Here is a 14288-nt window from a genome sequence, read left to right on the forward strand (position 1 = left end):
CAGAATAGTTGAATGAATACCCAGGCTCCTCGCTGCTTCAGAACAGGTATATCCTTGTTCAGTGACCAGACTAATTGCATCCAGTTTAAATTCTTTTGTATATTTTCTTCTCGTAGACATATTGAACTCCAATTAAGCAAATTATCTCTTAACTGGGCTGTCCAAATCAATTAGACCACGTCAAATCCCTTGCCCCCAAACTAACTATGCTTTGTGTCCCGCTCGATATTGATGGCGTTTGGCTCATCGACTGGCATTTTGTTAGTTTTAACTATGAATCATAGGGTGATGATTGTCACGTTCTTAACATTTTTGAAATACTTTTAAATTCTTTATTTTTTACAAAAACGCATCGCTGTAAATTCTAGAGGAAGGAACACCAGCTAGAAATGCTTTTGTTTTTAGTTTATTTGTCGTTTCTTTTGGTCCACACACATAAACCCGAACTTTATCCGCAGTATTTATATGTATCAATAATTGCTGCGTAATGTCCGATTCTTGATAGCGTTCATTACTCTTTAAATACGCAGGGGCGTAATAAATATCATTGTCCTGACATCCACGATGGATTAAGGTGATTTTTCCTTGATGTTGTTCGCTAAATGCCGTTTTTGTAATGCCTAATTAAAGTTGTATTTAAAATACATCTTTAATATAATAATTCCAAATAACATCATAAGGAAGCATATCATGTCCGCATCCCATAAACCTGCCAAAACCCTCAGTGATAAAATTGCCTTTGCCCTTGTTAAATTTTTTCGATTTTTTGCTGACACTTTTTTTCAAAAACGTTACGGGAATCGCGCCATAGTGCTCGAAACAGTAGCGGCTGTACCTGGCATGGTGGGGGCCGCTTTATTGCATTTACGTTGCTTAAGAAAAATCAAAAATGATGAGGGTTGGATTAAAACTTTATTGGATGAAGCAGATAATGAGCGGATGCATTTGATTACTTTTATGTATATTGCCAGACCAAACTGGTTTGAACGGTTTATTATTTTTATAGCACAGGCTATTTTTGTGGTTTTATATTTTCTGATGTATGTTCTTTCTTCAAAAACAGCACATCGCTTTGTGGGTTATCTTGAAGAAGAAGCTGTTGTTAGCTATACCCATTATTTACAGGAATTGGATGAGGGACGAATTAAAAATTGTCCTGCTCCTGATGTTGCTAAAAATTATTGGGGGTTGGCCTCCGATGCTCGATTACGTGATGTGCTATTGGCAGTGCGTGACGATGAGGTAGAACATCGAGATGTAAATCATCAATTGGCTGACAAACTGGCAAAGGAACGCACACTTTTGACGAGGCTGGACCTTAATTATACTGAAAAAAATATAAACAGTTGAACGCAGGATTATCGATAACCGAAATAAAAGGTGCATTGCCTGAGTTCTTCACTTATCTGTCGCAAAAAGAAGAGCTCTATCATGTTTATCAAGACAGCGGGTGGTCTATCGTCGAGTATAAAGAAGCCGTAGGCTACCTGCATAAGCAAGATGAATTCGGTAGGCAGATTTCAGAGTATTTGGACTTTTGTTTTCGTAAAAAGTAGTATAATCGTTATCTTATGCCACTAAGAATAAAGAATATAATCATGCGGTTATTTTCCAAAAGGGCTTCGTTCTTGACTAAATTTTCCAGACGGAACATTCCTTCGTTAACTGTTGATTTATTGTTTCATGTTCAGCAAAACAGACAACTTATTTGGATTATGCAATACGTCAGCTAAGGTATAGTGTTCTAGAACTCTCATAAATGCAGCCTGAGCCTCATGCAATATACCTTTTAGTTTACATGCAGGAGCAATACAACAATTGACCTTTTCTTTATTAAAACAAGGCACTAAATCAAAATGAGGCTCCAGTTGGGCAATGAGTTGACCTAAGTTGATGGTTTCAGGTCGGGTTGCCATTAAGAGACCGCCTCCCTTGCCGCGACTGGTTTTAATTAGTCCAAGTTTGGCCAAATTATGAATGATTTTAACCATATGATTGTTCGAAATGGTATAGGCATCAGTAATATCTTTAATCGTACAGGATTCTTTTCTAAGGGCTATATAAATCAAGGCTCGTAAGGAGTAATCCGTAAATTGCGTCAGTTGCATGATTAATTCCAACTAATTGTCGATTCTGATTATTTCTTTTTATAAGATGCGTTGCAAACTTATCTTATAAAAAGGTTGTTCTACCTCGTGAAAAATTTCGGGACGTTCCAATGCCCAAATCGATTCGCCAACACACGAGTGTCTTGTTATTGTACACAATGCCTGTAGAAATAGTTACTAAGCTTGCACGATTTCGGAAATCCTCCAGCCTGGCTGCTCGCAGCCAGGCTATGCTTGCTATATGATTATTAAAAGATTTGCTCGCTATGTCCTCTCGGATTTCACTTGCTTGGTTTAATGGTTATTGGTAGGGTTGATAAGAGCCTAGATGTTTAGGTTGTGAAGACTTTACGGAGTGTAGGATATTCTACCGGGGTTTACAGGATCAAGATGATTCCCGAACAAGTTAATAATGGAGAATAATAATGCAAATTACGCTAAGTCAGCCAGTCAAAACAACAGGTCCTATTTTTCTATGTAACACAGAGGCAGATATTATAATTGATGCAGAAATGTCAACTGAGGAGGGTAGAATTTATATTCTTGGCAGATCGGTGACAATTAACGCGCCCATTCGTAGTCAATCAGAGGTTAAGATTTGCGGCACCGAAGAAGGCGAGACTCTCAATATCGACAAACGGAACATTTCTGGTGTGCCAGTGACTATTGGCAGTGCACACTTCCCATCACCATTCATGCACGGTGAACATATTACTGATAATATCAGAAGTGCTATCGAACTAACTGAATCACCGCAATATTCATTTAATCCTTAGACAGCGTAGCCTGGTTGCGTGCAACCAGGATTTACGAAAACAATTCTTTTGCATTGTTATAAAAATATTATATCAATTCATGCAAGTTTCATAAGGGAGCCCCACGGTAAATTATAGGTGTTTCTAAAGTAGGACTAATACACTCTTCACTCAACCTCGCATCAAAAAATCTTAGCCCAGCTTGCCTAATTTTAGAATGATTAGGTTTGGGAGATTTTTCTGATGGTGGTAATAGAGTATTATTTTGAAGTGCATCTGAAGTATGGCTTTGACTCATTTTTTCTATCAATGGCTTCTCCATTTGTGCAGGAGATTGAGTCGATTTTTTTCTATGAAAAACGGTAGGCCAAGTAAAAGCTATCGATACGAATACTAAAATGACTGGAGACAATATTGCCATGGTAATGGTTAATGCAAGTTTTGCCCCTATTGTTTCTCCCAGCGTTTCACCAACATGAATTCCGCTTCGGATTCCACCGGCAACAGAATAAGCAAGAGAATCACCTATCAAAGCACATAATTTAAGCATATTGATGGCTCCATACTTTATCTTTTGTGCTTTTGTTTGGTATTCTTTCGGTGGTTGAGATATTGATTCAAATTTTTCTTTTAGATCGACATACGTTTTCGGGTTAAAGACTTTATATACTTGTGAAAAAGTATTAACAATCATGGTTGTCGAAGTACATATCATAGAAAGAACATGTGCTAAGAAGGTATCAGGATTCGCACCTAAAGCATTGAAAAGCTTATTAATCCCTGATACAGCAGTAAACCAAGTTAGCGTCGCATAAACCGCTAAAAAGACTGTACTTACGATTCCTAGTAAGATACATCGCAAAAGACCATAGGGTTTTTTATAATCTTCAATAAAAAGATTTTTAAATCTAGCATAATTTTCACGTATACCAATAGCTTGAAACGAATAAAAAGAGACAGCTGCAATCATAGATAAACCAATCGTAACCATCAAAACTAGAGGGTTAGAGGCGAGCATCCCTACTCCCAAAAACGTGAGAAGCCCTACGAGACCAGAATATCCAGAAATGCCCGCAGAAATGCAAGCCAACAAGGTTACGATACCAAAAAATACTTTCTGACCTCTATCGAATATCGTTTTTTCTTGGATATTTTCTTCGAGGGTCTTAAACGTTTTTTGTTTTTTAGGCTGAAAGCCAGCACTATCAAGCATGGCTTTCCCACGACTTAATAAACAAACTATTCCGTTACATAAGGAGAGTATTATCGCTAAAGCGAGACAAATACCAAAGGGGGCTCCTAAAGTACTTAATAATCCTAGACAAAATACCATACAAAGCGCCATGGAGGTGACGACTTTGCCTAGGACTAATGGCACTCCTTTTATCAGTCTATTTCTATTTTGAATGGGAGTCCTTGCAAATTCTTGACCATTGCTAGAGCAGGTAGCAATTTGTAAGACTTCTTGCTTAGATAATCTTTTTCCACCCGACAGTATCTCTCCCCACTTAAAGGTAAGGAAACTCCAAAAATAGTGGGAAAACGGACGTTTTAGAAGATCAGTTATTCGAAGATCCCCATTTAGAATGGCTTGTTGTACTTTTTTCGATTCTGCTTCAGTAAATTGATATTGGTTGAAAGAAGCAATAATCCAATCTTTTTGAGTACGGAATTTTCTCTTTAAAACCATTATGACTTCAGGGCGTTTATGATGAGCAAAATCGATTTCATCTTGTTCTAGCAAACTAACAATTTCTTTCATTCCGACAAATCCTTTTTTAATGCAAATCATGAAGCTTATTTATAATTTCACAAGAATTCCATTTAAATTTTTAAAAAATTAATTATCAATAGGTAGAATGCCGCCATCATTTTCATTAGAAAGATTTGACATACTGTGCGAGTTACATTCTAATTTTGTTTTTTATCATGATATGGACAATCATGGCATTTTTGAATTTCCTAAAACCTGCTCCTTATCTTGATGAAATTCAGGATAAAACCATTGTTAAACGGCAATATCGTTATTGGCGTATTCGCACCTTTTATGCAATGTATATTGGGTATGCTTTGTTTTATTTTACGCGAAAAAGTTTTACTTTCGTGATGCCTGCCTTACAAAACACCTTGGGGATGACTAAAACTGAACTGGGAATGATTGCTAGCATTCTGAGCTTAAGTTATGGCATCAGCAAATTTTTGAGCGGAATTCTTGGCGATAAGTCTAATCCTCGTTATTTAATGGCGATTGGGCTAATTTTGACAGGTGTTTTTAATATTTTGTTTGGACTGTCATCCACCTGGTGGTTATTTGCTATTTTTTGGGGATTGAATGGTTGGTTTCAAGGGTGGGGATGGCCAGGATGTACTAAATTATTAACACATTGGTATTCTCAATCCGAACGCGGTCGTTGGTGGAGTATTTGGAATACATCCCATAACGTTGGTGGTGCATTAATTCCATTGATTGTTGCGATGTGTGCGCAGTATTTCGGCTGGCGTTCAGCCATGTTTGTGCCAGGGATCATCTGCATTTTAGGAGGTGTTTTTCTAATCAATCGTTTAAGAGATACTCCGCAGTCGCTTGGTTTACCTGCGATAGAGCAATATCAGGAAGATTTTTCTGGTTTATCAAATCATCACCAAGAAAAAACAGAACTCACAGTCAAAGAAATTCTTTGGAATTATGTGTTAAGCAACCAATATATTTGGATACTGTCTATTTCTTATTTGTTTATTTACATTGTCCGAACAGCCATCAATGATTGGAGCATGTTGTACTTAACGGAAGTGAAGGATTATTCCTTAATCACAGCAGGTAGTTGTGTCATATGGTTTGAAGTTGGTGGTTTTTTTGGAAATCTGGCTGCCGGCTGGTCTTCTGATAAAATATTTCAAGGTAAACGCAATCCAATCAATGTTCTCTTTACTGCAGGTGTATTTGCCACTTTGTTGCTATTTACGTTGACGAGGGGATATACACCGTTCCTCGATTCGTTGTTTCTTTTTTTCTTTGGTTTTTTTATCTTTGGACCACAAATGATGATTGGTATGGCGTGTGCGGAGTTAACACATAAAAAAGCAGCGGCGACTGCAACTGGCTTTGCCGGATTTTTTGCATACTGTTTAGGTGCTGTTTTGGCGGGTGCTCCTTTGGGTGCAATTATCAAAAATTACGGCTGGGATAATTTTTTCCTCGCATTGTTTATTTGCTGCTTGATTCCATTATTTATGATGCTGCCACTCTGGCATGTGAAAGTCCATCCAAGGTATCGTAAATCAGAATTTTCAGGCAAATCTGAGTTTGCTTAGCCAGCGTAATGAAATGGACCCATTCACCTAACATTCGGCTTTGTATTGAGCCATGATTATTTCGTAGTTGTACTAATAATCAACAAGAAGAAGGGTCCATGAATAATGTTACGATATTGGGAATAGATTTAGCAAAAAATACATTACAAGTGATAGGGGTTGATAGCCATCATAAAGAAGTTTTTAAGAAGCGAGTAACGCCTGCTGGTCTAAAGATATTAGCATCCACCATACCATCATGTACGATATACATGGAAGCATGCGGCACGTCGAATTATTGGGGAAGGGAGCTATTGAAATTAGGACATGATGCAAAACTGATTAGCCCGCAACATGTAACGCCGTATGTAAAGAATCATAAAAATGACTATAAAGACACAGAGGCTATCATAGAAGCTGGAACCCGGCCTCGTACGGAATTTGTGCAAATCAAAACGATAGAGCAGCAAGATATACAAAGTATCCAGCGAATTCGGACTCGTCTTGTTAATCAAAGGGAATCATTAAGTAATCAGATTCGTGGAATATTATTGGAATATGGAATTGTAATAAAACAAGGTTTTGCGGCATTAAAGGAGAAGTTAGCGGAGTTATTATGTATGCAGGATGGCTCCCTTAGCCAATGCTTAAAAGAGAGCTTAGCGGATTGCCATGAGGAATTTAATAAACTCAGTAGCCGGATACTGATGTATGACCAAAGGCTAGAGTCTCTCTGTAAGGAGAATGAGTTTTGTCGATTATTACAAACGATACCTGGTATAGGAACGATAAGTGCAAGCGCTTTATTTGCCTCTTTAGGGAATGGTGCTCAGTTTAAAAATGGCCGTCAGTTGGCAGCTCATATTGGGCTTGTTCCAAAGCAACACTCTAGTGGAGATAAACAGCGATTACTTGGGATTACCAAAATGGGGAATCATGAGCTAAAACGGTTGCTGATTCATGGAGCTCGTGCGGTAGTACGTTATGCTGACAAAAAAACGATAAACGCAGTCAGTGGGTACAACAGTTACTACTTAAAAAACCATTTAATGTTGTGGTTACCGCGGTGGCAAACCGTATAGCTCGTATGGCATGGGCAATTTTACAAACGCTTACTCCTTACAATCCAATGCCAGGATATGTGTAATACATAAGGAGGCGTTTGTTAGCATCTTCACAATAAATAACGGCATTACGGAAGGCTTTCATCGTAAGATGAAATTGATTCAACGACGTGCTTATGGATTTAGAAACTTTGAAAATTATAGGTTAAGGGTTAAAGTTTTATGTTCTTGATTAGTGCCCCCGGATTTGCACATTATTACCCATAAGTATTATTAACTACTGTTATAGTTTTCCATAGTTGTATACTGCAAGCCGTATATATCAGGATGATGAAAATGAGCTGGGCAGCAGAAGAAATGAAAACAATTAATTTAGGGGATAAAAGATTAAATAGACGCCTGCTTTCTTTATTTGATAAATTAGGTAATTCACCGAATCTAAGCATTCCAGCGGCTTGCGGAGGATGGCATGAAACCAAAGCAGCTTATCGGTTCTTTGATAATGAACGAGTGACTACAGAAAACATCCTGGTTCCTCATATAGAATCTACTCTTGCTCGCATGAAACAGCATTCGGTTGTTCTGTTATTGCAAGATACCACCACACTTAATTTTACAGGTCAAAAAGAGCGCGAAGATATTGGCCCAATTAATCATGAAAAGCATTTAGGCTTACTGTTGCATCCGATTCTGGTGGTTACTCCCGAAAGACTATGCCTAGGTGTTTTAGATACTTATCATTGGGCAAGAGAAAAGGTACGCCATCGAAGTGCTCGAAAAAAGAGCCGAGATAACCATAAAATCCCTTTGGAAGAAAAGGAAAGCTATCGCTGGCTCAAAGCTTATCAAAAAGCCAATGAAGTAGCCATGAAAGTTCCTGAAACACTCGTAGTAACCGTTGCCGACAGAGAAGCTGATATTTATGATTTATATCATGAGGCACAACATGCATATTCTTCACAAGAAAATACAGCAGCGTATTGGCTTATTCGTTCTTCCTCTAACCGTAAGCTCTTAAATAGTAATGGAAGGCCTGATACTGAAAAGTTAATAGAAAAAACGAAAAGTACTTCACCACTTTGTCAAATTACTTTTGAAATGCCTGCTAAAGAAAAATAAGTTAGTCGACAAGCCACGCAACATTTATATGCGACCGAATTAACTCTTTGTCCGCCAGATAGGAAACGAAAAATATCTAGAAAGTATGGAGACAAAACGGTAGCGGTAACGGCTGTCATTGCAACAGAAATAAACCCACCTAAAGGAAAAGAACCTCTCGAATGGGTCTTGTTAACAAACATTAAGATAAATGATGCTGCTGGAGCACATAATATATTGAAATGGTATCTGTATCGCTGGCAGATAGAGGTGTATTTTCGTATTTTAAAAAGTGGCTGTAGGATTGAGAAATTACAGCTCACTGAAAAACAACGATTTGATCCATGTCTAGCGCTCTATATGATTATTGCTTGGCGGATTCTCTATTTAACGGTATTAAGTCGTGAATGTCCTAATGTCAATTGTGAACTGGTCTTCTCCACTGAAGAATGGAAAATTGCTCATATCATACTTTAAAAAGAATTTCCTCCTAATGAACCTCCTCCATTGAAAGTGATGATAAAAATGGTTGCTTCTATAGGTGGGTACTTAAATAGAAAAAATGACTTAGAGCCAGGACCTACTACACTGTGGATTGGTTTGCAGCGGCTCAAAGATTTTCTTTTAGCCCAGCAAACTATTAAGGAAGTAACTTATGGGTAATGATATGCGGATTTGGGGATGAGCCGTTATTTCTAAGTGCCCCATCAGTGCCCCACGGGGTTTTGTTTTTCAAGGCAAATTCTAACTAGTTGTCACTTTTTCTTATTTGTTATTACTGAGTGTCCCAAAAATGTCCCAAGAAAATGAGGGTAAAACCATTTTATTAATGGTTAAATTGCTGCGATAATTAAGTTATTCAATTTAATAATCGGTGATACTTATGTCAGAGCAACAAAGCAGTCTTGCTCTGAACTAGCAAGATAAACTTACTCGCAATATTATCCATGATGCTGCATTGGCCACCAATAATATCAGTAGTGATAATTTTGATTTTGAAGGGGCGAAGTCCCTGTGTACAGAAGGTATTGCTGCTCTAGGTGCTCAGAATGGGCTTGAATCAATGTTAGTAGCTCAGATGTTGTCTATTCATAAGTTACAACAAAGATCTATAGCTTATGCGAATGCCAGTGACAACATGGAGTTGAAGACTTACTACACCAACTCAGCAATAAAATTAGCAAATTGCTTTGTCCAGCAGGCAAATATGCTCGCCAAATTAAGGGGCGTTGGGGGGGCAAAAAATTATTGTTGAGCGCGTTGATGTTCATCAAGGAGGTCAGGCAGTTGTGGGAAATATTCAAAGCAATATGGGACGCTCAGATGAAAATATTAAAACAACCTCATAGACCAAGAAAATATGTATGCATTTTGATAATGCGCCCAGGTGTGGCGGAAAAACTAAAAGTAACGAGGGGAAGCCATGTCGTTGTCCTGCGGTTAAAGACAAAGCACGTTGTCGTGTACATGGTGGTGCTAAAGGCAGCGGCGCCAAACAGGGTAATAGTAATGCTTTAAAGCATGGTTATACTACAACAATCAGCAAAAACTTTAGAAAAACTATAAGAATAACTTTAAACGATACTGCAAAACTAATAAAAGAATTCTATCAAAAATAAGAATTAACCTGGTATTAATAATAATTGTTTACTTTTAGATCACAAGGATTTATAGTTTGGTTGTTTTTTAGTCATATGGTTGTCTAAGTGAATAAAACAATTTCAGTGTATTTTAGCGGTACAGGTTTTTCAATCGATGATGATCGCTTTTTGGCTGCTTCTCTACTAGACAGAACAGAAGAAAGCGAATCTCAAATTAAGATGGGATTTAATGGCTGTGGTGTTGATTATGGATTTAACGGAACTATTTTTGGTTCTGGCCTCGATGAGCAATGCGAGAAAGTTATTGATCGCATTATACAAGAGATAAATGCTGGCCATCAAATAACCCTAAACGTTTACGGCCATAGCCGTGGAGGAATAGCCGCACTTTTGCTTGCTAAACAATTAGGTAATATTGATCAAGACAAGCTTGCTATTAACCTAGCGTTGCTCGATCCAGTCCCAGGTAATTTTATTACTACTTCAAACATTGATCCATTTAAGATAAGTTTAGCTAACAAAACCATGGATTTAAGTGACTGTAAGCCATTAAGAAAAGTGTTGGCTTTATATCCACACATCCCGCTCCCTGCTATTGCATGCCACGCTCCTTTATTGGTTTCTTATCCCCAAGAGACGGAGGTTGAAGAAGAGGTCGTTAATGGTTGTCATGCGCAGGCGGAGCAAATATTTCATCCTTCTTCTAAACTAGTAAAACTTCGTGTAGAAGAGTTTTTAGTAAAAAATGGTACACAGCTTCAAACAAATAGAGATTACAATGATACTGAGGCAATGAAGCAAGTCTATCTCAGTCGTTATCAAGAAGAATTGGCTTATGTTGAGCAAACCGTGTCAAGAGAGGCTCATTCAGCCCGAGGAATGGTAATTACTGCCGCACCTGGAGCAAAATATTTAAATAACCGCCATAAAGCATTGGTTGGAGATAGCTCTCAAGAACCCGTTTGCTTAAGCATTCAATCTGAAAAAGGACTTTTCTCTGGATGCAGAATATTTTTTACTAATTACCCTTTAGTAGGGCAAGTATTTAAGTGGACATTGTTTGCCTTGTCAGTGGCAGCCTTATTGTATTTTACGGGTGGTTTAGCAGCAATTCCATTATTAGCACCGGTTGTAGCCAAGATCGGAGCATTAAGTCTCTTAGCATTCTCTCCTGTAATTGGCAGTACTTTGGCTGCATTATGGTACGGTGCTGTGAAACCTATTTTATCCTGGTGTGCCAGCAAATTCTTTTATCCTCATTATGCAACCCGTAAGACAGAAGCGCCCAAAGCAGAAATTCCAGATTCTACAAAAGGATTAATGGACGCCTTAGGTGTTGATCGTTCTTCAGAAGCTAATTCACACACTGTTGGCTCAGCCCCTTATCAGGGCAAATCACCTCTGCATTCTGCAAAAAAAGTTGTTAAAGAAGAGTTACAGCATGGAAACGAACAAGAAGGTTCTTTATCCTTCAGCTAACAAACTATAAAAAAAGTGCAAGTTGTTCCGGGGCCATAACTCCCGGAACAACTTTATCAACATTTCGATGGGTAGGCTTGCCTGCTCGATTACCTGATTTCCTGGCTGGAATGTCATATTGTTATTCTCCTGTTCAGATCAAGGGTACTTTGGAATAATCTACATACCTCATTGGTTTTTGGTTTGGTGATGCTAGGTATTGTAATGATTGCGTGTGGAACCAAAATTCAAACCGCCCCTCCCAATCACCATTTCGCTGTTTATCACAACACCAAAGACAATCTGATTCATTAAGTTTTTTTAATTCTTTCTTATCTAGTTCTTCACCTACTGCCTGTTTTTGTTTAATAATTTCCTTGTATTTATGCCGCCATACAGTGAAACAATTATCTGCTAAATCACTAATTGCGCCTGTGCCTTTATTATCTAGCTTACCAGGAGGTTGCAATTCATCGGCTCCTTTGCGGGGATGAACAATAATGTGAATATGGCAATTATGCTGATGTTTGAAATCGCATAATTTTTCCATAAAGCATTTTGGGGCTTTATAATCATCTTCAGCAATATCGAGCTTCATAAACGAATCAATCACAAATACATTAATGCCATACCTTTGACGAGCATAAAGAAAAACGTCTAATAACCGTTTAGATTTTGCATTACCGACTAAATCAAAAAGCCACAGTTTATCCTCGTACCAACTATGGATCGTATGAATATATTCGATACTGGGTTTTTCCAATGCACCTGCTTGGCGTGTCAGGCGCATAAGCAATCTCTTAGGCATAATTTCAAGGCTTGCAATACAAACGCGTGCCCCTTCTTTCATAGCATGAAGTACAATTTTTCCAAGAAATTGGCTTTTACCGTGTTCGTTTATACCAGTCCACAGAGATAACTCAGCAGGCCGAAACAATATCTTACCATTTGTTTTTTCCCAAGGTGGATTATAGCCTTGATGGCTTCCAACTGGTGGGTAAAATACATCAATTACCTGTTCTACAAATTGATGAGCTAGCTTTAATTCTTCAGGTTCAAGCGTAGTCGCCTTATGAAAGCATTGGTTTATTACCTCTTGATCAATATTTTCTTGCAGACATTCATTTGCATCTTTGTATGGCAGTTTGACAATACGACAGCGATGGGGACCTAATCGCTCCATTAATTCTAAAGTGGCAATCTGTCCTTCTTTATCATTATCTAAACATAGATAGATCTCATCAAAAATTGCCAATCGATCAAATTCATACTCAAGCCATTTTTGTTTATTACCACCTCCTCCACCAAAATGGACTGAAAGTGCCGGAAACCCATATTGATACAAACTCATCGCATCGATTTCACCTTCACAAATTGTCACCTTGCGCACATTAGCTGGGATTAAATGCCAGCCAAATAAGCAAGGCTCACAATTGGGCTCAACTGAGTGTTTTTTTCCATTAACTCGATCTAAATCAAGTTGTTTTACAAAAATGAGCTCATCATCGCGCCAGTAGGGAAAAATGATCTTGCGATTCTGACTGCTAATTTTATAAGCTGTTATCGTTTCAAAAGTTAGTTGTCTTTCGTTAATTAAATAACTCATTATGGGAGAGGTTTGTTCTAGTATTGGAGATGCATTTTTTAACACCGGTTTAACAAATTTTAAGGGCTTGTGACCCTCAAATTGGGGTACCGATAAACAAGATAGCGGCTCGCTTCTTTGATTGCTTCAGAGATCTTTAAATTGCGTTTTGCTGCCCACAAATCAAGTAGATCCCCCTTATCACCAGTAGCGAAATCACACCATATTCCTGCTTTTTCACCAACAAGGTGTATCTTTAAAGACTCGCCAGCTTCTCCATTAATGCTGCCAACACACCATTCACCGCTTTGTCGTTTTCCATTGGGTAATAAATGTCTGGCAATATCTTCAGCCTGTTGGGATAGTTGCTGTGATATTTCTTTAGCCATCATCATGTTAAAGCATCTCCGACATTATATTCTTATCAGTATTGCCACTATCTGTGGTTTCATCTAGAGAACGAGGGCAATCTAACACAATTAAATTATCATCCGTCACTATCGATGCTAATCGTTGGGTAGAAAGTTTTACATAAGCTTGCAAACCATATGCGCTTTCCTCTTCTGTAGGAATAAATTCAATTTCATAATCAATATTTGGTATTGATTTAGATAATCCATGTTGCGGAAGCTCACCATACAAAAGCATATCTAGTGTTAATCCCCCAAACTGGCAAAAATGACTATCATCATTACGCCTTTTCTTTAGCTGGCCAAGTCCATCATAACGTAGTTTGGGAAGCTTGATTTCCGTTTCTACGGTCTGCAAATCGCAAATGTTTGTTTTAATTTCTATCCAATGTAGATAATCTCTAGGGTATTTTAAAAAGATATCAACATTTCCATTTAATGCATCGGACAATATATTGTTTTTATGGGCACCTTGTTGTACTAACATGCTTAAAGAATTAAATTTGCCTTTATATTCGCTTTTATTTTCTTTTATGGCCTCAACTTTTAGATCTAATAATTTATTTGTTAATTCTGTTGGAAGATAATCATTATTCATAAGCCATTTTATTAATGATTTTGTGTTGAAATAAATGATACCGTTAAAATGATAAGTATCTATGTTTTTATTTTTAGCTTCTAGTGTTAATTCTGATAACAAATCCATATCAGCAAAGAGTAATTCTTGTGCGTCAGAATAATAGATATAAAACCCTCCTTTTTTTAAAAGAAGCGGTATAATTTCATGTTTAATATCATCTGACTGGTTCTTATTAGAAAAAATCGGCTGTCTAACCTCGTTAATTTTCATCCAAATAATGTTATTTGTTTCCATATTGATTGATTTTTTCTTTACTTTTAGAAATAATTTTTTCTTCT

At 37.7% G+C, this 14288-nt stretch carries 16 protein-coding genes and 2 pseudogenes; 12 read left to right on the forward strand and 6 right to left on the reverse strand.

Annotated elements, in window-relative coordinates; genetic code table 11:
• Positions 1-120, reverse strand: a 120-nt coding sequence (locus E1O52_RS12265; RefSeq protein ID WP_165474677.1) for a transposase, incomplete at its 3' end; no start/stop codon positions are given.
• A 570-nt stretch (positions 121-690) separates the two neighbouring features.
• Here E1O52_RS12265 and E1O52_RS12275 point away from each other — a divergent pair.
• Together E1O52_RS12275 and E1O52_RS12280 are read left to right on the forward strand one after the other, a co-directional pair.
• Positions 691-1350, forward strand: coding sequence for an alternative oxidase (locus tag E1O52_RS12275; protein ID WP_133128952.1), 660 nt, complete (start codon positions 691-693; stop codon positions 1348-1350).
• Positions 1351-1382: 32 nt separating this feature from the next.
• Positions 1383-1556 (forward strand): annotated as a pseudogene (locus E1O52_RS12280) (SAM-dependent methyltransferase); the annotation flags it as partial.
• 117 nt (positions 1557-1673) lie between these two features.
• Here the strand turns inward: E1O52_RS12280 and E1O52_RS12285 are convergent.
• Positions 1674-2108: an Rrf2 family transcriptional regulator gene (locus E1O52_RS12285; protein WP_133128954.1), complete on the reverse strand. Its 435-nt coding sequence runs from the start codon at positions 2106-2108 to the stop codon at positions 1674-1676.
• Between the two features lie 425 nt (positions 2109-2533).
• Between E1O52_RS12285 and E1O52_RS12290 the strand changes: the two genes are divergently transcribed.
• Positions 2534-2884, forward strand: coding sequence for a hypothetical protein (locus tag E1O52_RS12290; RefSeq protein WP_133128955.1), 351 nt, complete (start codon positions 2534-2536; stop codon positions 2882-2884).
• Positions 2885-2972: 88 nt separating this feature from the next.
• On the opposite strand, the gene E1O52_RS12295 is transcribed toward E1O52_RS12290, so the two are convergent.
• The gene (locus E1O52_RS12295) at positions 2973-4625 is read right to left on the reverse strand and encodes a hypothetical protein (protein ID WP_133128956.1); all 1653 of its coding nucleotides are present in this window, start codon (positions 4623-4625) and stop codon (positions 2973-2975) included.
• Between the two features lie 182 nt (positions 4626-4807).
• Between E1O52_RS12295 and pgtP the strand changes: the two genes are divergently transcribed.
• The 9 genes and pseudogenes from pgtP (at position 4808) to E1O52_RS12340 (ending at position 11396) form a co-directional block, all read left to right on the forward strand.
• Positions 4808-6175, forward strand: coding sequence for a phosphoglycerate transporter protein PgtP (pgtP, locus tag E1O52_RS12300; RefSeq protein WP_133128957.1), 1368 nt, complete (start codon positions 4808-4810; stop codon positions 6173-6175).
• A 98-nt stretch (positions 6176-6273) separates the two neighbouring features.
• A complete protein-coding gene (locus tag E1O52_RS12305; RefSeq protein ID WP_207384207.1) occupies positions 6274-7236 on the forward strand; it encodes an IS110 family RNA-guided transposase in 963 nt (320 codons plus the stop codon).
• 10 nt (positions 7237-7246) lie between these two features.
• Positions 7247-7450 carry a transposase gene (locus E1O52_RS13425; RefSeq protein WP_278043961.1) on the forward strand — a complete coding sequence of 68 codons (204 nt, stop codon included), beginning with the start codon at positions 7247-7249 and terminating at the stop codon, positions 7448-7450.
• 104 nt (positions 7451-7554) lie between these two features.
• Complete coding sequence (locus E1O52_RS12315; protein ID WP_165474820.1) at positions 7555-8337, forward strand: IS4 family transposase; 783 nt, start codon at positions 7555-7557, stop codon at positions 8335-8337.
• A gap of 168 nt (positions 8338-8505) precedes the next feature.
• Positions 8506-8793 (forward strand): hypothetical protein, encoded by a 288-nt coding sequence (locus E1O52_RS12320; RefSeq protein WP_341272581.1) that lies wholly within the window; start codon positions 8506-8508, stop codon positions 8791-8793.
• Positions 8794-8817: 24 nt separating this feature from the next.
• Positions 8818-8979 (forward strand): annotated as a pseudogene (locus E1O52_RS13505) (IS4 family transposase); the annotation flags it as partial.
• A 295-nt stretch (positions 8980-9274) separates the two neighbouring features.
• Positions 9275-9571 carry a hypothetical protein gene (locus E1O52_RS12330; RefSeq protein WP_133128961.1) on the forward strand — a complete coding sequence of 99 codons (297 nt, stop codon included), beginning with the start codon at positions 9275-9277 and terminating at the stop codon, positions 9569-9571.
• A 109-nt stretch (positions 9572-9680) separates the two neighbouring features.
• Complete coding sequence (locus E1O52_RS12335; RefSeq protein ID WP_133128962.1) at positions 9681-9935, forward strand: hypothetical protein; 255 nt, start codon at positions 9681-9683, stop codon at positions 9933-9935.
• 87 nt (positions 9936-10022) lie between these two features.
• Positions 10023-11396 (forward strand): hypothetical protein, encoded by a 1374-nt coding sequence (locus E1O52_RS12340; protein ID WP_133128963.1) that lies wholly within the window; start codon positions 10023-10025, stop codon positions 11394-11396.
• A 133-nt stretch (positions 11397-11529) separates the two neighbouring features.
• Here E1O52_RS12340 and E1O52_RS12345 read toward each other — a convergent pair whose 3' ends face one another.
• Genes E1O52_RS12345 through E1O52_RS12350 form a run of 3 tightly spaced genes read right to left on the reverse strand, consistent with a single transcriptional unit; the run spans position 11530 to position 14244 of the window.
• A complete protein-coding gene (locus E1O52_RS12345; RefSeq protein ID WP_242602250.1) occupies positions 11530-12981 on the reverse strand; it encodes a bifunctional DNA primase/helicase in 1452 nt (483 codons plus the stop codon).
• Between the two features lie 59 nt (positions 12982-13040).
• On the reverse strand, positions 13041-13355 hold the full coding sequence (locus E1O52_RS13390) for a hypothetical protein (RefSeq protein ID WP_242602251.1): 315 nt from the start codon (positions 13353-13355) through the stop codon (positions 13041-13043).
• 1 nt (position 13356) lies between these two features.
• A complete protein-coding gene (locus tag E1O52_RS12350) occupies positions 13357-14244 on the reverse strand; it encodes a hypothetical protein (protein ID WP_133128964.1) in 888 nt (295 codons plus the stop codon).
• Between the last annotated feature and the right edge of the window lie 44 nt (positions 14245-14288).

It is taken from the genome of Legionella nagasakiensis, from assembly GCF_900639915.1.
In the GTDB taxonomy this organism is placed as follows: Bacteria; Pseudomonadota; Gammaproteobacteria; order Legionellales; family Legionellaceae; genus Legionella_A; species Legionella_A nagasakiensis.